This window comes from Chthoniobacterales bacterium (genome assembly GCA_036569045.1).
Taxonomy (GTDB): Bacteria; Verrucomicrobiota; Verrucomicrobiia; order Chthoniobacterales; family JAATET01; genus JAATET01.
This window is the reverse complement of record DATCRI010000052.1, coordinates 1-19,411: the sequence shown is the minus strand read 5'-3', so window position 1 is coordinate 19,411 and position 19,411 is coordinate 1. Positions and strand designations below refer to the sequence as shown.

General features: G+C 64.6%; 16 protein-coding genes. 5 read left to right on the top strand and 11 right to left on the bottom strand.

Features of this window, described 5'->3' with window-relative positions:
• Position 1 precedes the first annotated feature (1 nt).
• The 10 genes from ftsW to VIM61_09800 form a co-directional block, all read right to left on the bottom strand.
• Entirely contained in the window at positions 2–1,165 is a 1,164-nt protein-coding gene (gene ftsW / locus VIM61_09845; GenBank protein ID HEY8900701.1) for a putative lipid II flippase FtsW, read from the bottom strand.
• 10 nt (positions 1,166–1,175) lie between these two features.
• Complete coding sequence (locus VIM61_09840; protein ID HEY8900700.1) at positions 1,176–2,018, bottom strand: LysM peptidoglycan-binding domain-containing protein; 843 nt, start codon at positions 2,016–2,018, stop codon at positions 1,176–1,178.
• 37 nt (positions 2,019–2,055) lie between these two features.
• Positions 2,056–3,372 carry a UDP-N-acetylmuramoyl-L-alanine--D-glutamate ligase gene (murD, locus tag VIM61_09835; protein ID HEY8900699.1) on the bottom strand — a complete coding sequence of 439 codons (1,317 nt, stop codon included), beginning with the start codon at positions 3,370–3,372 and terminating at the stop codon, positions 2,056–2,058.
• On the bottom strand, positions 3,369–4,499 hold the full coding sequence (gene mraY, locus VIM61_09830) for a phospho-N-acetylmuramoyl-pentapeptide-transferase (GenBank protein HEY8900698.1): 1,131 nt from the start codon (positions 4,497–4,499) through the stop codon (positions 3,369–3,371). The genes murD and mraY overlap by 4 nt, the downstream gene beginning before the upstream one ends.
• Positions 4,499–5,854: a UDP-N-acetylmuramoyl-tripeptide--D-alanyl-D-alanine ligase gene (gene murF, locus VIM61_09825; GenBank protein HEY8900697.1), complete on the bottom strand. Its 1,356-nt coding sequence runs from the start codon at positions 5,852–5,854 to the stop codon at positions 4,499–4,501. Before murF ends, mraY begins: the two co-directional genes overlap by 1 nt.
• 11 nt (positions 5,855–5,865) lie before the next feature.
• Positions 5,866–7,353: a UDP-N-acetylmuramoyl-L-alanyl-D-glutamate--2,6-diaminopimelate ligase gene (locus VIM61_09820; GenBank protein ID HEY8900696.1), complete on the bottom strand. Its 1,488-nt coding sequence runs from the start codon at positions 7,351–7,353 to the stop codon at positions 5,866–5,868.
• Positions 7,350–9,116 (bottom strand): penicillin-binding protein 2, encoded by a 1,767-nt coding sequence (locus tag VIM61_09815; GenBank protein HEY8900695.1) that lies wholly within the window; start codon positions 9,114–9,116, stop codon positions 7,350–7,352. Before VIM61_09815 ends, VIM61_09820 begins: the two co-directional genes overlap by 4 nt.
• The gene (locus tag VIM61_09810; protein ID HEY8900694.1) at positions 9,113–9,514 is read right to left on the bottom strand and encodes a hypothetical protein; all 402 of its coding nucleotides are present in this window, start codon (positions 9,512–9,514) and stop codon (positions 9,113–9,115) included. The genes VIM61_09815 and VIM61_09810 overlap by 4 nt, the downstream gene beginning before the upstream one ends.
• A 5-nt stretch (positions 9,515–9,519) precedes the next feature.
• Positions 9,520–10,503 (bottom strand): 16S rRNA (cytosine(1402)-N(4))-methyltransferase RsmH, encoded by a 984-nt coding sequence (rsmH, locus tag VIM61_09805; GenBank protein ID HEY8900693.1) that lies wholly within the window; start codon positions 10,501–10,503, stop codon positions 9,520–9,522.
• Positions 10,504–10,639: 136 nt separating this feature from the next.
• Positions 10,640–11,047: a hypothetical protein gene (locus VIM61_09800; protein HEY8900692.1), complete on the bottom strand. Its 408-nt coding sequence runs from the start codon at positions 11,045–11,047 to the stop codon at positions 10,640–10,642.
• A gap of 325 nt (positions 11,048–11,372) precedes the next feature.
• Between VIM61_09800 and VIM61_09795 the strand changes: the two genes are divergently transcribed.
• Together VIM61_09795 and VIM61_09790 are read left to right on the top strand one after the other, a co-directional pair.
• Complete coding sequence (locus VIM61_09795; GenBank protein HEY8900691.1) at positions 11,373–12,461, top strand: efflux RND transporter periplasmic adaptor subunit; 1,089 nt, start codon at positions 11,373–11,375, stop codon at positions 12,459–12,461.
• Complete coding sequence (locus VIM61_09790; GenBank protein HEY8900690.1) at positions 12,458–15,640, top strand: multidrug efflux RND transporter permease subunit; 3,183 nt, start codon at positions 12,458–12,460, stop codon at positions 15,638–15,640. The genes VIM61_09795 and VIM61_09790 overlap by 4 nt, the downstream gene beginning before the upstream one ends.
• A gap of 309 nt (positions 15,641–15,949) precedes the next feature.
• On the opposite strand, the gene VIM61_09785 is transcribed toward VIM61_09790, so the two are convergent.
• Complete coding sequence (locus VIM61_09785) at positions 15,950–16,822, bottom strand: N-acetylmuramoyl-L-alanine amidase-like domain-containing protein (protein ID HEY8900689.1); 873 nt, start codon at positions 16,820–16,822, stop codon at positions 15,950–15,952.
• Here VIM61_09785 and VIM61_09780 point away from each other — a divergent pair.
• The 3 genes from VIM61_09780 (at position 16,821) to VIM61_09770 (ending at position 19,302) form a co-directional block, all read left to right on the top strand.
• Complete coding sequence (locus VIM61_09780; GenBank protein ID HEY8900688.1) at positions 16,821–16,976, top strand: hypothetical protein; 156 nt, start codon at positions 16,821–16,823, stop codon at positions 16,974–16,976. The genes VIM61_09785 and VIM61_09780 overlap by 2 nt on opposite strands.
• Before the next feature lie 140 nt (positions 16,977–17,116).
• Positions 17,117–18,919 (top strand): translational GTPase TypA, encoded by a 1,803-nt coding sequence (gene typA, locus VIM61_09775; protein HEY8900687.1) that lies wholly within the window; start codon positions 17,117–17,119, stop codon positions 18,917–18,919.
• Between the two features lie 53 nt (positions 18,920–18,972).
• Positions 18,973–19,302, top strand: coding sequence for a translation initiation factor (locus VIM61_09770; GenBank protein HEY8900686.1), 330 nt, complete (start codon positions 18,973–18,975; stop codon positions 19,300–19,302).
• Positions 19,303–19,411: the final 109 nt, after the last annotated feature.

The window sequence follows — 19,411 nt, the reverse complement described above, 5'->3', positions numbered from 1 at the left end:
GCTAGATGCGTGGTGTCACCCTCGCGGCGAGGCGCACTCGTCCCACGGGAGCGAGCACGGGATGGCCGTTGCGGTGAATGTTGATGAGCACTCCGATCATGAAAAGGCAGATCATCAGGTTCGAGCCGCCGAAGCTGATGAAGGGAAGCGGCATGCCCTTGTTGGGCAGCAGGGAGGTCGTCATGCCGATGTTCACGGCGGCCTGCAGAAGAATCGTGGTGATGAAGCCAAAGCCGACGAGCATGCCGAAGCGGTCCTTCGCGTTCATCGCGACGAGGTAGCCGCAGACACAGATCACGAGATACGAGCCGACGATGAGCAGGGTGAAGATAAGGCCGAGTTCCTCGCCGATCATCGGGAAGATGAAGTCGGTGTGGGCTTCGGGGAGGTAGAGCATCTTCTGGCGGCCATTGCCGAGGCCGAGGCCCTGGACGCCGCCCGAGCCGATCGCGATGAGCGCCTGCCATTGCTGGAGACCCTCGGTAAGGCGGTATTGCTCGGGATGAAGGAAAGCGAGGAAGCGCTGCATGCGCTCGGGAATCTTCGTGGCGACGAAGATCACGCCAACAAGACCGACGATGGCGCTGGTGCCGAGGTAGCGGAGGCTGGCGCCGGCCACGAACATCGTGCCGACCATGGCTGCGCCGATGAGCGCGGTGGCGCCGAGGTCGACTTCGATCACGATGAGGGCGAGCATCACGCCGACGATGGCCATCGGGAAGACGAACCCGAACCAGAACTCGCGCTTGCGGGGAGCAAAGCGATCATACCACCACGCGAGGAAGAGGATGGCGGCGACCTTGGCGCATTCGCTGGGCTGGAAGTTCGCGAAACCGAGGCTGATCCAGCGGCGGGAGCCATTGATCTTGAGTCCGATGTGGGGGGCGAAGCAGAGCGCCAGGGTCAGGAGCGCGCCGAGGAAGATCGCCCACCACCACTTCTGCCAGAAGTGATAATCGACAAGCGCGCCGAAGGTGCAGGCGGTGAGGCCGATGGCGAGCCAGAAGCACTGCCGCTTCACGAAGTAGTAGACGTCGCCGTGCGCATCCTTCGCAAAGGCGCTGGTGCTGAACAGCATCACGACGCCAAGAGTCACAAGCCCCGCGATGACGAGCAGGAGAATGTGAATGGCGTGTCGCTGCAGGATGGCGGTGAACGTCTTCAACGAGGCGGTCTTATTTCTTGGTCGTGCTGGCCGGGATCTTGAACTTCTGGCCGATCTGAAGTTTGCGAGGGTCGGGATTGCCGTTGAGGGTCATGAGGTCCGCGTAGGGAACGTGGAGCTTCTTGGCGATCTTCACGGGGTTGTCGCCCTTCACGACGGTGTAGACTTCGCCGGAATCCTTGATCGCGGCTGCGGCGGCGATGCTCTCGGCGGTCGGCGTCGCGGTCGGGGCGGCGGGCTGGGCCACGGGGGCAACGGCGACCGGCGCGGGATGGCCGCCCTCGGGAATCGTGAGCACGGTGCCGGCGCGGAGCTTCGTGGGATCGGTGATGTTATTCACCTGCTGGAGCGCGGCGATCGTCACGCCATATTCCGCGGCGATCTTCGTGAGCGTCTCTCCGGGCTGCATTTCGTGGGTCTTCGCGCCGGAGGCAGTCGGAACAGCCGCGGGAGTCGCGGTGGCGGCGGCCGTTGCGGCGGGCGCCGGGCTTTCCGGTTGCATGGCCGAACCGTTGGAGGGGTCGGCGGCGGTGCCGTCCGACACGGCGGGCGGTGCTTCGTTTGTGCTTTGCGCGAGCGCGGGCGCGGATTCCTTCGAGGCGGAGAAAATGTCCGCCTGGCGGGCCTTGACGGAGTTGAAGGCGAAGACGCCGGCGACGGCGATGACGTGGAGCACGAGGACCACGACGAAGGCGTGCGAGAGCTTCATGTTCGGCTCCGGCTCGTCGAGGAAATCGTCTTCTTCCTCGATGATCGGAGCGCGACGCGAACGAGCGACGCTGGCTTTCAGCTTGAGCTTCGGCGGGCGCTGGCGCGGCGGGGCGGGCTTGCGGATCGGCAGGCGGATTTTCATGCGGGTCGTTGGTTGGATTGGGCGTCGGTTGAAGGGTTCAGGTGAGAGCGTTGACGGCGGCTTTGAACTGGTTTCCGCGTTCGCCGTAGTTGCGGAACATGTCGAAGGAAGAGGTGCCGGGGCTGAAGAGGATGGCGTCGCCGGGGCGGGCGGTTATGCGGGCGAGGGCGACGGCTTCCTCGAGGGTGGCGGCCTTCTGGCTGGGCGTGGCGGCCCACGAGGCGGCGATGCGGTCCTTCATTTCCCCGATGAGAACGGCCGAGCGCACCTTTTCCTTCACGAGTGGCGCGATGTCGTCGAACTCGAAGCCCTTGTCCTTGCCGCCGGCGATGAGGACAAGCGGACGGTCCTGCGAAAGAATCGCCTTCTCCATGGCGTCGAGGTTCGTGGCCTTCGAATCGTTAATCCAGCGGACGCCGTCGAGGTCGCGGACGAATTCGCAGCGGTGCGCGGGCGCGGTGTAGTCGAGCACGGCCGCGGTCATGAGATCGAACTCGACGTTCAGCGCATGGCCGATGGCGAAGGCGGCCATGAGATTCTCGGCGTTGTGGATGCCGGGGAGCTTCGTCCTGGCCTGGTCGAGAATGGGCGTGCCGCGGAAATGGATGACGCTGCCGCGCAGGGTGAAATCGGCGTCGTCGGTGTAGGCGCTGAAGGTGAGCGTCTTCGCGGCGAGCGGCGGAAGCGACTCGCGGGCGTTGATCACGGCGTAGTCGTCGTCGGTCTGCTGCTCGAAGATGCGGAGTTTCGCGGTGCGGTATTCCTCGACGTCGCGGTAGCGATCGAGATGGTTCGCACTGAGGTTCAGCCACACGGCAACGTGCGGGCGGAATTGCCGGATCGTCTCGAGCTGGAACGAGCTCGTCTCGAGAACCATGACGTCGAGCTGGTGGCTCTGGCGGACGGCGGTGGCAAAGGGCAGGCCGATGTTGCCGCTGGCCATGGTGCGAACGCCGCAGCCGAGGAGCATGGCGGTCGTGAGCTCGGTGGTCGTGGTCTTGCCATTCGTGCCGGTGATGGCGACGCAGGGGCAGGAGCACTCCTGAAAGGCAAGCTCGAGCTCGCCGATGATCGGGATGTCCTTCGCGACGACATTGCGCACGAGCGGCACGATGGGATCGATGCCCGGGCTGAGGATGCAGATGTCGTAGGATGCAGGATCCGCGTCCGCGTTGGCGCCGAGGAGCGTGCGAATCCCGAGCGTCTCCAGCTTTGCGGCCTTTTCGCGCACGCTAGGATTGTCGGTGCTGTCGGCGACGGTGACGGTGGCGCCTTCCTCCTTGAGCAGCGCGGCGGCGGCTTCTCCGCTGTGACCGAGACCGAGAACGAGCGCGTTTTTTCCGGAGTAGATCATCGGAGTTTGAGGGTCGCGAGGCCCATGAGCGCGAAGAGGATGGACATGATCCAGAAGCGCACGATGACGGTGCTTTCCTTCCAGCCGCTGAGTTCGAAGTGGTGATGGATGGGCGACATCCGGAAGATGCGCTTGCCGGTGAGTTTGAAGCTGGCGACCTGCAGAATCACGGAGCCGGCCTCGATGACGAACACGCCGCCGACGATGATGAGCAGGATCTCCTGCTTTGTGCAGATGGCGACGGCGCCGAGCATGCCGCCGATTGCCAGCGAGCCGGTGTCGCCCATGAACACGCGGGCCGGGTGGCAGTTCCACCAGAGGAAACCGAGACAGGCGCCGGCGAGCGCGAGGCAGAGGACGGTGAGTTCGCCAGCCTCGGGCACCTCGGGGATCTGGAGATAACGCGCGGCGGGAGCCGTGGCGGCAACGTAGGCGAGCATCCCGTAGGTCGCGGCCACGGTGGTGCTGCACCCGGCGGCCAGGCCGTCGAGACCGTCGGTGAGGTTCACGGCGTTCGAGGTGCCGACGATCACAAGGAGATAAAGAATGAAGGCGCCGAATCCGAGGTGCATGAGCACCGGTTCCTTGAAGAACGGCAGATAAAGCGACTGGGCCTGCTCCCAGAGTTTCGCGTCATGGAAGAAGAACGCGGTGAAGCCGGCGGCGAGGATGCATTGGAGCGCGAACTTGAGACGGCTGCTGATCCCGTCGGAGCTTTTTTTCGCGATCTTGAGGTAGTCGTCGTAGAAGCCGATGCCGCCGAGGAAGACGGTCGAGATCAGGACGAGCCAGACGAAACCGTTCGTCGGGCGAGCCCAGAGCAGGGAGGAAATGATGACCGAGCCGAGAATGAGGATGCCCCCCATCGTCGGGGTCCCCTTTTTCGCGCCGTGAAGTTCGAATAGCTTGTTCACTTCCTCGGCGGTGCGGATCGGCTGGCCGAACTTCAGCGAAATGAGTTTGCGGATGACCCGGTTGCCGAAGAACAGGCAGAGCAGGAAGGCGGTGACCGCCGCGCAGATCGCCCGAAAGGTGATGTATTGAAGAACATTGAGCGCTTTCGCCAGATCGCCGGCAAAGCCCTGTTTGATCAGCGATTCGCTGAGGTCGTAGAGGTAGTAAAGCATCAGAATTCTCCGAGGACTTGCTCCATGTGGGCGGAGCGACTGCCCTTCACGAGCACGAGATCCCCCTCGTGGGTGATGTCGCGCAGCACGCGGGCGGCCTCCGACGTATCGGTGGCCTCGTAAAGGTTGCGGAGGCCGGCGCGGCGGGCGGCGGCACTGAGCGGGGCGGTCTCCGGCCCCACGGCGACGAGCGTCTGCACTGCGGCGGCGGCGGCGCGCCCGACGCGTTCGTAACCGGTGAGCGCGTAGCTGCCGAGTTCGCCCATGCGGCCGAGAACGGCGATGCGGTGGCCGGTGGCGGGCACGGCGGCCAGCGTTTTGAGGGCGGCTTCGACGGAGTCGGGATTCGCGTTGTAGGTGTCGTCGAAGAAGCGCACGCCGCGGATAAGCTTTTGCTCGAGGCGGCCGCCGGTGAGCTTTGCGTCGGCGAGGCCGGCGAGGCATTCCTCGAGCGAGAGGCCGAAGTCGAGCCCGGCCGCGATGGCGAGCAGCGCATTGCGAACCATGTGCTCGCCGGTGGCTGGCAGTTCCGCCCGGGCGCTTTCGCCAAACGCGTGAACGGTGAATTCCGCGGCGTTGGCGGTAAGTTCGATGGATTCGGCGCGAACGTCGGCGCCCTCGCAGAGGCCGCAGCGAATGATGCGGCGGCCGCGGCCGCGTTCGGCGAGAAAGTCGGCGTAGTCGTCGTCCGCGGGGATGATGACGGCGCCGTCAGGATGCACGGCGCGGATGAGTTCGCCCTTCTCGGCCGCGATGCCGTTGCGGCTGCCGAAGAACTCGATGTGGCTGACGCCGATGTTCGTCACGATGGCGGCGTCGGGCCGGGCAAGGGCGGCCAGGGGGGCGATCTCGCCGGGATGGTTCATGCCCATTTCCCAGACGGCGGCCTGGTCGGAACTGGTCGCGCTGAGGATCGTGAGAGGGAGGCCGAGGTGATTGTTGAGGTTGCCGTGTGTCTTGGTGACCGTGAATCGCGCGCCGAGCACGGCGGCGGTGAATTCCTTGGTGCTTGTCTTGCCGCTGCTGCCGGTGATGCCGACGACGCGCAGGGTGAGCTGGTCGCGCCAGGCGGCAGCGAGGCGCTGGAGAGCGGTCTGGCCGTCGGCGACGCGGATGACCGGGAAGTCGGCGGGCACTTCGATGTCGCGGTCGATGATGGCGGCGGCGGCGCCTTTCTCGATGGCGGTCGGGACGAACTCGTTCCCGTCGAAATTGCCCCCGCGCAACGCAAGGTAGAGGTCCCCGCGCTGGATGGCGCGAGTGTCCTTCGAAATGCGCGACACGATTTTCGTGCCCCGGCCGATGAGGTGGCCGCCGCAGAGTTCGGCAATTTCTGTGAGTTGGAGTGGGTCCATGCGCGTTAGGTTTATTCGTCGAGCTCGATGGGTTTGGCTTCAATGGCGTTTCGGGCAACCGAAACGTCGTCGAAGGGAGTGCGCTGGCCATTGACCTCCTGGTAGGTCTCGTGGCCTTTGCCCGCGATGAGCACGACGTCGCCTTCCCCGGCGAGCGCGATGGCGCGGTAGATGGCCTCGCGGCGATCCACGATGGTCTCGTGGGCGGCGCCGCGCAGGCCTTTGCGAATGTCGGCGAGGATCGCCTCGGGATCCTCGGTGCGGGGATTGTCGGATGTGACAATCGTGTAGTCCGCGAGTTGCTCGGCAGCGCGAGCCATCAAAGGGCGCTTCGCGCGGTCCCGATCGCCACCGCAGCCGAAGACCACGATGAGGCGATGGGGACCGAGATCGCGAAGCGTGCTCAGGACGTTGGTCAAGGCGTCGTCCGTATGAGCATAGTCGACGTAAACGGAGAAATTGCGGCGGGCGGGCACGCGCTCGAGGCGACCGGGCACCTGCGGGGCATTCGCCATGGCGGTGACGGCGGCGCGCAGCTCGAGGCCGAGCGCGGTGGACGCGGCGAGCGCGGCGAGAGAGTTGTAGACGTTGAACCGGCCGATGAGCGGCAGGCGCACGAGGTATTGGCGCCCCTTGGCCTCGAGTTTGTATTTCGTGCCATGGACGTCGAACGTCGCGTCGATGGCGCGGAATTCGGCGCGCACGCCAAGGCCGTAGGTGATCGGTTTTGCGGGCTTCGGCAGACGCTCGAGCAGGCGCTGGCCGTAGCGATCGTCGAGATTGATCACGCTTTTGCCGCGCTTGCCCTTCTGGTGATACATTGTCTCGAAGAGCGAAGCCTTCGCGTCGAAATACCGGTCCATCGTCTTGTGATAATCGAGATGGTCCTGCGTGAGATTCGTGAAGACCGCCGCGTCCCAGGCGACGCCGCGCACGCGGTGCTGGGCGAGGGCGTGGCTGGAGACTTCCATCGCGACGGCGCGACTGCCGGCGTCGCGCATCCTGGCGAAGAGCTCCTGCACGTCGGCGGACTCCGGCGTGGTGCGGGCGGCGGGCAGCGATTCGTCGCCGACGACGTAGCGGATGGTGCCGAGCAGGCCGCAGCGGAGCTGGGCGGCGTCGAGCAGATGCTTGACGAGGAAGGCGGTGGTCGTCTTGCCGTTCGTGCCTGTGATGCCGACCGTGCGCAGGCTGGCGGAGGGATCTCCGTAGAAGGCGCGGGAGACATCCGCCATGGCCTCACGGGCATTCGAGACGAGCGCCTGGGGCACGGTGCAGCCGGGAATGGGCGATTCGGCGAGCACGGCGGTCGCGCCGCGGGCGACGGCATCGAGCGCGAACTTCGCGCCGTCGGCCTGGGCCCCGGGCAGGGCAAAAAACAGCGAGCCCGCCGCGGCGCGGCGGGAGTCGTAGCAGACGGCGTCGATGCGCGCGTCGGCGGCGCCGGGTGGCGGTTGCACGCCGGCTTTTTCGAGAAGTTTATCGAGGGTCAGGCTCATTGGTCGACGGCGTCTCCCTTGTCCTTGACGTTCGAAACCACCTGGGTGACGGCTTCGGCGCGCATGACGGGCTGGAGATCGAGATAGCGGGCGGCGCGCTCGGCGATGCGCGCGAAGATCGGGGCGGCGACGAGGCCGCCGTAGTAAAGCTCGGGGCCGACCTTCGGATCCTGGATCATGACGAGGCAGACGAAGGCCGGGTCTTCCTGCGGCATGTAACCGAGGAACGACGCGAGGTATTTGTTTTCGTAGTAGCCGCCGCCGGGCTTGGCGATCTGGGCGGTGCCGGTCTTGCCCGCGACGCGGAAACCGGGGACCGAGGCGAGGATTGCGGTGCCTTTGGGGCTGACGACGTCAGCGAGGGCGTTGCTGACGATCGCGGCGGTCTGCGAATTCACCACCTCGCGGATGACGGCGGGCCGGAACTCGCGGATGACCTTGCCATCGACGTCGGAAAGCGACTTTACGATGTGCGGGGCGATGAGCTTGCCGCCGTTGGCGATCACGCTCATGGCCTGCACGGCCTGCAGGGCGGTCACGCCGACGGCCTGACCCATCGGCATACGGGTGATGGTGAGCTTGTCCCAGCGCGAGGGCGGCGGCACGAGGCCGGTGATTTCACCGGGGAGCTCGATGCCCGTGCGTTCGCCAAAGCCAAAGCGCTTCATGTATTCGTAGAAGGTCTGCTCGCCCATCATCAGCGCCATCTTGGCGGAGCCGATGTTCGACGACTTCATGAGGATGTCGTGCACCGGGATGGACCCGTAACCATGGTGGTCGCGGAGAATCTTGCCGCCATAGGCGAAGCGACCGCCTTCGCAGTTGATGCGGGTCTCGGTATTGATGATGCCTTCGTTGAGCGCGGCGGAGGCGACGACGATCTTGAAGGTCGAACCGGGCTCGAACATGTCGATCACGGAGTGGTTCTTCATCTGCTCGGGCTTCGCGGTGCCGATGGAGTCGGGTTCGAAGTTCGGGCGGCTCGCCATTGCGAGGATTTCGCCGGTCTTCGGGTCGGCCATGATGCACACGGCGGTCTGCGGCTTGAGCGTCTTCACCGCTGCGTCGAGTTCGTCCTCGACGATGGATTGTAGGCCCATGTCGATCGTGAGGGTGACATTGAGGCCATTTCGCGCCTCGCGTTCCTGGCCACGATACACGACGAGCTCCTGGCCGGTGCGGTCGCGCTCGATGTAGCGGAAGCCGTCCTGCCCGCTGAGGTATTCGTCCATCGCGGCCTCGACGCCCTGGATGCCCTGGCGCTCGTGATTGAGGAAGCCCATCACGTGGCAGAGCATCGAGCCGTTCGGGTGCACGCGGATGCTGTCGTTCTCGAAATAGATGCCGCGCAGCTTCGCGGCCTCCAGAGCGCGGGTGATCTTGAACGCGATCTCGGCCGGCACCTCGTGGCGGAGCACGGCGTAGCGGCGCGGGGTCGTGATCTTGGCGGTCAGTTCATCGACCGGGATCTGGAGAAACGGCGCGACGATTTCGGCGACCTTGCGGGGATCCTCGATGTGCGTGCCGTCGGCGAAGGCGGTGCGCACGGGGGAATTCTCCGCGAGCACCTCGCCATTGCGATCATAGATTAGCCCCCGGCGGGCCGGGATTGTCTGCCGGATGGAGTTCTTCTCGGCCGCGAGGGTCGAGTATTCGTCGTGTTTGGCGACGGCGATATAAATCAGCCGCGACGAAAAACCGGTAAAAAGCAGCCCGAGGAACGCGCTGGCAAGAGTGATCCGAGTATGGGCATTCCACCTCACGGACGCATGAGGGGGTTGACGACGGAGGCCGTGCGCAGCTCGCCATCAGGCGTCGCGACGGCGGGGGGGGAAAGGCGGGCGATGGCCGTGGCAGGCACGGGGATCATCGCGATGAAGCCAGACTCGAGCTTGCGGCGCAGGGCCATGCGGGAGGACAGGCTCTCGATGCGGCTGGCGTAGTCGTGGTTGCGATCGCGGAATTCGCGGAGCTGGCGCTCGGTCTCACGGACGCGGTCGCCGAGGGCGTGCTGGGTGTTCTTGAGGGAGACGTAGCACAGCCCGGCGCCGCCGGCGACGAGGGCAACGAGGAAGAACAGGAACACGCGGGAGAGCTGGACGGAATTGATCGCGCGGCTGGAGGAGCGACCGGTGCGGGGACGATTCAAAGTGGCATTCATGGCTTTTAGATGTGCTCGACGATGCGAAGTTTGGCGCTGCGGGCGCGTGGATTGGCCTCGATCTCCTCGGGCGAGGGATCGATGGGATGCGGAGTCAAAAGACGGAAGACGCGGTCGGGATTGCGGCGAGGCTCCGGCCACTCGGGGCGGTCGAGCCACTCGGAGCTGCGGTGCTTGAAGTAACGCTTCACGATGCGGTCCTCGAGCGAGTGAAAGGTGATCACGCCAAAGCGCGCTCCGCGGGCGAGTCGGCCGCTGATCGCGTCGAGGCCGCGCTGGAGCGAGCCGAGCTCGTCGTTCACGGCGATGCGCAGGGCCTGGAACACGCGCGTGGCCGGGTGGCGCCGGCCGGTGCGGGGGATGACCTCGGAAACGGCCTCGGCGAGCTGGCCGGTGGTCTCGAAACGCTGGGTGCGACGGCGATCCACGAGGTGGGCTACGATGCGGGTGGCGGAGTTCTCCTCGCCATATTCGCGCAGGATGCGGATGAGTTCCTCGGGCGAAGCTTCGTTCACGAGATGCGCGGCGGTCAGCGGGGTGTCCGTGCCCATGCGCATGTCGAGCGGGCCATCGTGCATGAGGGAGAAGCCGCGGCCGGCGGTATCCAGCTGGTGCGAGGACACGCCGATGTCGATCAACGCACCGCCGATCTTTTCGATCCCCAGGGAATCGAGCACGGCGCCGGCGTCGGCGTAGTTCGCCTGGCGCAGGGTGAGGCGATGGGCAAAGGGCGCAAGGCGCTCGCCGGCAAAGGTGAGGGCGTCCGTATCGCGGTCGAGCGCGATCACGCGAGCGCCGGCTTGCAGCAACCGCTCGGAATGGCCGCCTCCGCCAAGAGTGCCGTCGAGGAACAGGATGCCGGGAGCGGGCCGCAGGAAGGTGACGACCTCCTCGGCGAGGACGGGAATGTGGTAGTCCATGCAGCCAGGCGCGGGCTCAGAGTTTTCCAAGAGCAGGTCGAGCGGGTCTTCGAAGTCCAAGCAGTTCATATGCATTGCGTGGTTTGAGTTTGAGGATGGCGGCGCCGGCGGGCTGACCGTTCGCGTCTTTCGAGGCGGAGAATCCGCAGAAAAACTTGCGACCGGCCTTGCTCATCAGCGGGGCGTCCTCATTCGGCGAAAGTCGTCATTGCTCGAGTCCCAATGCCTCCAGGACCTTGAGCTGATCTTCGGTGTATTCCGGTTCTTTCTGCGCCTCGTTCGACCGTTTCGCGGCACTCCAGATCTCGAACTTGTCCTTCACGCCGACGAAGGCGACTTCGCCATTCAGGTCGGCACGCTTGCAATATTCGTCGGGCAGCAGGATTCTGCCCTGCTTGTCCGGCTCCAACCGGCGGGCGGAACTGTAGATCCGGCGGATCATCTCCTGGCGCTGGGCGCCGGCGGGAAGCATTTCGTTCACCGTCTGCTCCTGGCGGGCAAGTTCCGCAGCCGGCATGACGCTGAGTTTTTCTTTCGCCGGAAGGACGAAGAACACTTCGCCTTCTTTCCCGAGCCATTCGGAAGGAACGGTTACGCGGTTCTTCGCATCCATCGTGCGAAGAAATTCTCCGGCGTAAATCGTTCCGCTTGTTGATTCCGTTGGCATTCGGGCTTAGGGTTTACATACCACTGGGCTCCACTTCGCCCCACTTTCCACCACATCGCTCAATTTCCGTCAAGAAAATCCGCCAGACGCGGAGGCGAATAGTTCGGGAGCTTTGCTTTAAAAGCGGTCAGGTCGTTTGACGATGGTCGAACCTCGGCCTAGTTTCGCGCCAGTGAATGGCATTATTCGGACGATAACCCGGCTCTCGCTTCTGGTGGTCGGGGGAGTGGGATTGGCGGGCTGCGGAAAACCGACGACTCCGCCGGCGGCGGTGAAGCCGGTGGTCTTCGTGACCCCGGCCATCGGCAAGAAAATTGTCGAATGGGACGAATACACCGGTCGACTGGCGGCGATCGACAAGGTCGATGTGGCGGCTCGCGTGAGCGGCACACTCGAGTCCGTGCATTTCACCGATGGCCAGTTCGTGAAGGCCGGAGATTTGCTCTTCGTCATCGATCCCCGCCCCTACGAGGCGAAATTCGAGCGCGCGGGCGGTGATCTCCAGCAGGCAGACGCCAAGCTCAAACTCGCCCAGCTCAACGACAAACGCACGGTCAAGCTCGCTGCGGACAAGGTGATCGCGCAGGAGGAGATCGATTCCCGACGCAACGAGCTGCTGCAGGCCCAGGCCGCCTACCAGTCCGCGCAGGCCGACTACAACGAAGCGAAACTCAATCTCAGCTTCACGCGCGTCACGGCGCCGATCAGTGGTCGAATCAGTCGAAAGCTCGTCACCGAGGGTAACCTCATCACCGGCAGTGACGCGTCGAATCCCACGCTCCTCACGACGATCGTTTCGCTGGACCCCATCTATTGCTATTTCGAGGCCGACGAGCGCGCGTATCTCAAATACCAGCGACTTGCTCGTGAAGGAAAGCGCCCCAGCTCGCGCACGACCGCGAATCCCGTCGAATTGCAACTCGCTGACGAAGACACGTTTTCGCACAAGGGAAAAATGAACTTCGTCGAGAACGCGCTCGACGAGCAGACGTCCACGATTCAGGGGCGCGCGGTTTTCCCGAACGCCGATCTGCAGCTCACGCCCGGGATGTTTGCCCGCGTGCGGCTGGCTGGTTCCGGAGAATACGAGGCTGTGCTCGTGCCCGATCAGGCAATCATCACAGACCAGTCGAACAAGTTCGTAAATGTCGTGAAGCCCGACGGCACGGTCGATTACCGCAAGGTCACGCTCGGGCCGATTTACGAGGGGTTGCGGGTGATCCGCGAGGGCCTCGAGACCGGGGAGAAGGTGGTGACCCGCGGCCTCCAGCGCGTGCGCCCGGGGGCGACGGTCGATGCCCGGCCCGACGAAACCAAGGGCGACGGCTCCGTCCCGCCTTCCGACAAGAAGGCTTCATGAACATTTCGCGCTTTTTCATCGAGCGGCCGATCTTCGCGGCCGTGCTCTCGATGGTCATCGTGATCGTCGGGGCCATCTCGTTTCCGCAACTGCCGATCGCGCAGTATCCCAACGTCGTGCCGCCCACGATCGTCGTGACGGCGTCGTATCCCGGAGCGAATCCCGAGGTGATCGCCGACACGGTCGCCACGCCGATCGAGCAGGAGATCAACGGCGTGGAAAACATGCTGTATCTCTCGTCGCAGGCCACGGCCGACGGGCAGCTCAACATCACGATCACCTTCAAGATCGGCACGAATCTCGATACCGCGCAGGTGCTTGTGCAGAACCGCGTCGCCATCGCGGAGCCGCGATTGCCCGAGGAAGTTCGGCGCATCGGCGTGAAGGTCGACAAGAGCTCGCCCGACCTGCTGCTCGTCGTGCACCTCATCTCGCCCGACAACCGCTACGACCAGCTCTACATCAGTAACTACGCGTTCCTGCAGGTCCGCGAGCAGCTTCGCCGCCTCGATGGCGTCGGGCAGATCAACGTCGTCGGCGGCCGCGAATACAGCATGCGCGTCTGGCTCGACGCCGACAAGCTGAGTAGCCTCGACCTCACGGCGACCGACGTCGTGAAGGCGTTGCAGGAGCAGAATGTCCAGGTCGCGGCCGGCGTGATCGGGCAGCAGCCCGTGCCCAGGGGAAATTCGTTCCAATACACGGTCACCACGCTCGGGCGGCTCACGGATCCCGAGCAGTTCAAGGACATCGTCGTGAAGACCGGCACCTCCGGGCGCATCGTCAAGGTGCGCGACGTCGCGCGGGTAGAGCTCGCCGCGCTCGACTACTCGGTGAACAGTTACCTCGGTGGGAAACCGGCCGTGGCGATGATCGTCCAGCAGCGTCCGGGATCGAACGCCCTCGCTACCGCGGAAGCCGTGCGCGCGAAGATCAGGGAACTCAGCGCCGATTTCCCGCCCGGGCTGGAATACCGCATCATCTACGACCCCACGACGTTCATTCAGGAGTCCATCAACGCCGTCGTGCACACGATCTTCGAGGCGGTCATCCTCGTCGTCATTGTCATCATGGTCTTCCTGCAGAGCTGGCGGGCCTCGGTGATCCCGCTCATCGCGATTCCCGTGTCGCTCATCGGCACATTCGCCGTAATGGCCGCGCTCGGCTTCTCGCTGAACAACCTCACCCTCTTTGGTCTCGTGCTCGCCATCGGCATCGTCGTCGACGACGCCATCGTGGTCGTCGAAAACATCGAGCGCCACATCGAGGAAGGCATGAGCCCGAAGGACTCCGCCTTCCGCGCGATGGAGGAGGTCGGCGGCCCGGTGATCTCCGTCGCCCTCGTGCTGTCGGCGGTGTTCATCCCCACCGCGTTCGTTTCGGGCATCACCGGCCTGTTCTACCAGCAGTTCGCGCTCACGATCGCCGTCTCCACGGTCATTTCCGCGTTTGTCTCGCTCACGCTCAGCCCCGCGCTCGGCGCGATCCTGCTGCGGTCGAAAGATGACACCTGCGACTGGTTCACCCGGCTGTGGAATTTCCTCTTCGGCTGGTTCTTTCGCGGGTTCAACCGCTTCTTCGACTGGATCTCGCACCGCTACTCGAGCGCCGTTAGCCGCATCATTCGCAAATCCGCGCTCGCTCTTGTCGTTTACGCGCTCCTGCTCGGCTTCACGTATTACGCCTTCACCAAGGTTCCCATCGGCTTCATTCCGCCGGTCGATCAGGGCTACGGCATCGTCGCCATCCAGCTGCCCGACGGCGCTTCGCTCGAGCGCACCGACGCCGTCGTGAAGGAAGTCACTCGCCTCGCGCTGGAGACTCCCGGTGTGCTCGACGCCGTCGCCTTCGCCGGCTTCTCTGGCGCCACCCGCGCCAACGCCTCGAATGCTGGCGCCGTCTTCACGCCCTTCAAGCCCTTCGACGAACGCGTGAAAGCCGGCCACCAGAGCGGCCTGGAAATCATGGCCGCGCTGCGCAAGAAATTCGCCGCCATTCCGGATGCCATCATCGTCGTCATCCCGCCGCCGCCCGTGCGCGGCCTCGGCACCGGCGGCGGCTTCAAGCTCTTCGTGCAGGATCGCTCGGGCGCCGGGTTGGGCGCGCTCCAGCAGGCCGTGGACAAATTCGCCGCCGCGCTCCGCGAGACGCCGGGACTCACCTCCATCTTCTCGCCATTCCGCGTCTCCACCCCGCAGATCTACGCGGACATCGACCGCGAGAAGGCCAAGAAGCTCGGCGTTCCGCTCGAGGAAATCTTCGCCACGCTGCAGGTCTATCTCGGGTCGGAATTCGTCAACGAGCTCAACCTCTTCGGCCGAACCTACCGCGTCACCGCGCAGGGCGAGGCCCGCTTCCGTGACAGCCCCGAGGACATAGCCCAGCTCAAGACCCGCAGCACCAGCGGCGCGATCGTGCCGCTCGGCTCGCTCGTGAACATCCAGGAAAAGACCGGCCCCGATCGCGTCGTCCGTTACAACCTGTATCCCGCCGCGGATGTCAGCGGCGACACGTTGCCGGGCTTCAGCTCGGGCCAGGCCATCGACGCCGTCAAAAAGGTCGCGAAGGAGAAGCTGCCCGCCGGCTTTGGCTTCGAGTGGACCGATATCGCCTTCCAGCAGATCATCGCCGGCAACACCGCCGTGCTGATCTTTCCGCTCTGCGTGCTCTTCGTCTTCCTCACGCTCGCCGCGCAATACGAGAGCTGGTCGCTGCCCCTCGCCATCATCCTCATCGTCCCGATGTGCCTGCTCGCGGGCATCAGTGGCGTGTGGTTGCGCGGCCTCGACAACAATATCCTCACGCAGGTCGGCTTCATCGTGCTCGTCGGCCTCGCGTGCAAGAACGCCATCCTCATCGTCGAGTTTGCGAAGCAGATCCAGGAACGCGACGGCAAATCGCGCTTCGACGCCGCCGTCGAGGCCTGCCACCTGCGCCTGCGCCCGATTTTGATGACGTCCTTCGCCTTCGTGCTCGGCGTGCTGCCGCTCATGCTGGCCAGCGGCGCCGGTGCGGAGATGCGGCAGGCCCTCGGCACGGCGGTCTTCTCCGGCATGCTGGGAGTCACCTTCTTCGGCCTCATGCTCACGCCCGTGTTCTACGTCGTGATCATGGGCTTCGTGGAGCGCCGCCAGGCCCGGGCCGCCCGACCCCGGCCGCCCTGCCCTCCGGCGGCCTGATTTCCCATTCGGCTTCCTCGAAGGACGGCCGTTCGCAATCCTTGGAGGCCTCCTTCAGCCATGGGGAGGGGCATTCCGGGTTTGGGGAATGCCAACTCCGGCGTGTGACGGGGCATTCCGCGTCTGCGGAAGGCGGTTTTCGCCGTGTGGCAGGCCATTCCGGGTTTTCGGAATGCCATCTGAGGCGGAAGAAAGGCCTTTCCGCGTTTTTCGAAGGCTGCCTTCGTCGTGTGGCGGCCCCTTCTGCATTTCGAGAAGGGTGGTTCTTCTGAAGAATCGGGGACGAAGCGACGCGATCAGCCGCCTGATTTAAATATCCAGCGGACGGTAGACGATGATGCCGATATGGTCGCTGGAGCGTTTGAGGTATTGGGAGATGCGGTCGTCGAGGACGACTTTGCGGCCGTGGCTGCGGCTGGAGGTGGCGTGCATGTAGTGAGTGCCGTCGGGCCGCTTCACGGCCATGCCGACGTGGGAGGTGTAGCCGGAGCGGTCCGCGGAGACGATGGCGATGATGTCGCCGCTGCGGAGGTATTTCTCGATGCCGGCGACCTTGGAGCGGGGGATGTAATAGACGGGCAGAGCGGAGACGCGCTGCTGGATGGTGGCCATGCCGGGGAGGAGGTTGCGGTTGTGGACGAGGTAGCGATAGCTGCGCCAGGCGGAGGTCATCTCGGTGATGTTGCGGGAGATGCGCACGCCGCCGAGGTCGCGGGTGGGGTTCACGGAAAGGCCGCGGCGGGTGTTGTCGGCGAAGACTTCCTCGAGGAAGTGCATGCGGGAGAGGTAGCTGCCGGTGCATTTGCCGCCGCGGTAGCGCTCGAGCTCGATGTATTTGAGGAGGTCCTGCGGGGTGGCGCCGACGGGCTTGGCCTTGATCATGCGGGCGAAGGCGAGGGAGACCTCGTAGAAGGTCCAGCAGTCGAGGCCGTTGAGGTTCACGCTGGGGGCCTCGATGTGGTCGTCGATCTCGAGGGTGTAGTTCACGTAGGGCGTGCCGAGCAGGGCCATGCCGACGCGGGCGGTGCGGTCGCCGATGGGGAGAGCGCGCCAGTTTTCGCTTTGGGCTTGGGAGACGAGGCGATGGAACTTCGCGGTGCCCTTGAAGGTCGTGCTGAGGGGGAGTTGCGCCCCGAGGGCGGTGGGAATGCAGATCGCGAGCAGGGCGAAAATCCGAAGCATGTCGCCACATAACGTCACTCCCGCGTCGGGTGCAAATTCTTCGCTTTACTCGGGTGCGTTCGTCGCAATGCTTCGGCGCATGTCCGCTCTTTGGAAATGCCTCGCCTTGCTGGCGACCGCCGCCGTCCTCGGTGGGTGCTGCTGCATGCAGTAAACGCGGGCGGAAGCTTCGTTTGCGCGTTCGCGAGTGACTTTCGCTGCCCCAGGATGGCGAAATTGAGGCTTGCGCGCCCATTGACACGCCGGGGGAGTGCCGACATAGTGCGCGTCCGCTTTTCCGGGCGGGGACTCTTTATGGATAATATTCGCAACATCGCCATCATCGCTCACGTCGACCATGGCAAGACCACGCTCGTGGACCAGCTCCTCAAGCAGGCTGGCACCTTCCGCGCCAATCAAAAGACCGACGAGCGCATGATGGACTCGATGGATCTCGAGCGCGAGAAAGGCATCACCATTCGCGCCAAGAACGCCGCCTTCCGCTGGAAGGACTATCATGTGAACGTCGTCGACACTCCCGGCCACGCCGACTTTGGCGGCGAGGTGGAGCGCATCATGAAGATGGTCGACGGCGTGCTGCTCATCGTCGATAGCCACGACGGCCCACAGGCGCAGACGAAGTTCGTGCTCAAGAAGGCGATGGAAAACGGCCTCAAGCCGATCGTCGTCATCAACAAGATCGACCGCGAGAACGCCCGTCCGCACAAGGTGCTCGACATGGTGTTCGAGCTCTTCCTCGAGCTCGACGCGAACGACGAGCAGCTCGACTTCCCGCATATCTACGCCTCCGCCAAGCAGGGCTTTGCCAAGAACGAGGTCGACGAGGAGAGCGACAACATGGAGCCGCTCTACGAGGCGATCGTGAAGCACATTCCGCCGCCGCCGAAGGCCGACCAGGATTTCTTCCAGTTCCTCGTCTCGAACCTCGACTACAGCGACTACCTCGGCCGAATCGCCTACGGCCGCATCATCAGCGGCAGCGTGAAGGTCGGCCAGCCGATCGTCTGCGTGCACAAGGACGGCACGAAGGAGCGCAAGAACGTCACGGCGCTCTTCAGCCATGCGGGTCTCGAGAAGATCCAGATCGAGAGCGCCGGCGCCGGCGACATCGTGGGCATCACGGGCTTCGAGGAAATCTTCATCGGCGAGACGCTCGTCGATAGCGAAGACCGCGAGGCGCTGCCGTTCGTGGACATCGACCCTCCCACCATCGCGATGAAGATTTGCGTGAACGACGGCCCGCTGGCCGGTCGCGAGGGCAAGTTGCTCACCGCCCGCCAGATCAAGGACCGCCTCATCAAGGAGACGCGCACAAACGTCTCGATCAACGTCTCGGAGACGGACAACGCCGCGCAGTTCGACGTGAAGGCCCGTGGCGAAATGCAGATCGCCGTGCTCGTCGAGCAGATGCGCCGCGAGGGTTTCGAGATTCTCGTCTCGCGCCCCGAGGTCATTTTCCAGCGTGATGAAGCCGGCAACCTGCTCGAGCCGATCGAGAGCCTCTACGTCGACGTGCCGCCGGACAACCTCGGCGACATCCTTCAGTCGCTTGCCGGCCGCAAGGCCGACATCGTGAACATGGAGCACAACCCGCACAGCGTGCTCGTCGAGGCCACCATCCCGACGCGTGGTTTGATCGGCTTCGAGACCGACCTCGTGAACGTCACGAAGGGCCACGGCATCGCCTCGCACCTCTTCAAGGAATACGGCCCGCACAAGGGCGACATCCCCAGCCGCAGCCGCGGCGTGCTCGTCTCCATGGAAGGCGGCACCAGCATGGCCTACGCGCTGGAGTCCATCCAGGAGCGCGGCCGCCTCTTCATCGGGCCCCAGGAGGAAATCTACGAAGGCATGATCGTGGGCGAAAACGCCCGCGCGGACGACATGCCGGTGAATCCCTGCAAGGCCAAGAAGCTCACGAACATGCGTTCGCAGGGCGACGGCAAGGGCATCTCGCTTGCGCCTCCGCTCGTCATGAGCCTCGAGCGGTCGCTGGAATACATCGCGCCCGACGAATACGTCGAGGCCACGCCGAAGACGCTCCGCCTCCGCAAGAAGATCCTCGACGCGAACGCCCGCAAGCGCGCCGCGAAGTAACGCGATCCGCAAAATTGACCGCGAAGGCCACGGGGAATTTCTCCGTGGCCTTCGTGCTTTCCCGCGCTAATTCTTCCGACGTGGCGAAAAAGATTCCCGTCTCCCAATCGCAGCAACCGCTCGCGGCGAACCCTTTCGCCGCCCTCCAATTGGACGGCCTGCCCGCGGGCCCCGCGGAATCCGAAATCCCCGGTCCGAAATCCCGGATTTCCCCCGGTCGCGTCGTCCTGCGTCGGGAGAAGTCCGGCCGGGGCGGGAAGACCGTGGTTGTCGCCAGCGACTTCGCGGCGCACTTCACCGCGGCCGACCTCGAGGCGCTCGCGAAACGCGCGCGGCAGGCTTGCGGTTGTGGCGGAACGGTGGCCGGTCGCGAGCCGTGCTGACCGATGGCGAGACGAAGCTGCCGGACTTCGAGAAGCGCCTGCGCGCGCGAATTGCCAGGATGGGAGCGAAGCCGTGAGCGGAAGGAGATTTGTTCGGGCCATTCTGGCG

Coding starts and splice junctions, on each gene's coding strand:
- VIM61_09840 (HEY8900700.1), bottom strand. CDS start 2,018: ATGAAAATCCGCCTGCCGATCCGCAAGCCCGCCCCGCCGCGCCAGCGC.
- murD (HEY8900699.1), bottom strand. CDS start 3,372: ATGATCTACTCCGGAAAAAACGCGCTCGTTCTCGGTCTCGGTCACAGC.
- mraY (HEY8900698.1), bottom strand. CDS start 4,499: ATGCTTTACTACCTCTACGACCTCAGCGAATCGCTGATCAAACAGGGC.
- murF (HEY8900697.1), bottom strand. CDS start 5,854: ATGGACCCACTCCAACTCACAGAAATTGCCGAACTCTGCGGCGGCCAC.
- VIM61_09820 (HEY8900696.1), bottom strand. CDS start 7,353: ATGAGCCTGACCCTCGATAAACTTCTCGAAAAAGCCGGCGTGCAACCG.
- VIM61_09810 (HEY8900694.1), bottom strand. CDS start 9,514: ATGAATGCCACTTTGAATCGTCCCCGCACCGGTCGCTCCTCCAGCCGC.
- rsmH (HEY8900693.1), bottom strand. CDS start 10,503: ATGAACTGCTTGGACTTCGAAGACCCGCTCGACCTGCTCTTGGAAAAC.
- VIM61_09800 (HEY8900692.1), bottom strand. CDS start 11,047: ATGGATGCGAAGAACCGCGTAACCGTTCCTTCCGAATGGCTCGGGAAA.
- VIM61_09790 (HEY8900690.1), top strand. CDS start 12,458: ATGAACATTTCGCGCTTTTTCATCGAGCGGCCGATCTTCGCGGCCGTG.
- VIM61_09780 (HEY8900688.1), top strand. CDS start 16,821: ATGTCGCCACATAACGTCACTCCCGCGTCGGGTGCAAATTCTTCGCTT.
- VIM61_09785 (HEY8900689.1), bottom strand. CDS start 16,822: ATGCTTCGGATTTTCGCCCTGCTCGCGATCTGCATTCCCACCGCCCTC.
- typA (HEY8900687.1), top strand. CDS start 17,117: ATGGATAATATTCGCAACATCGCCATCATCGCTCACGTCGACCATGGC.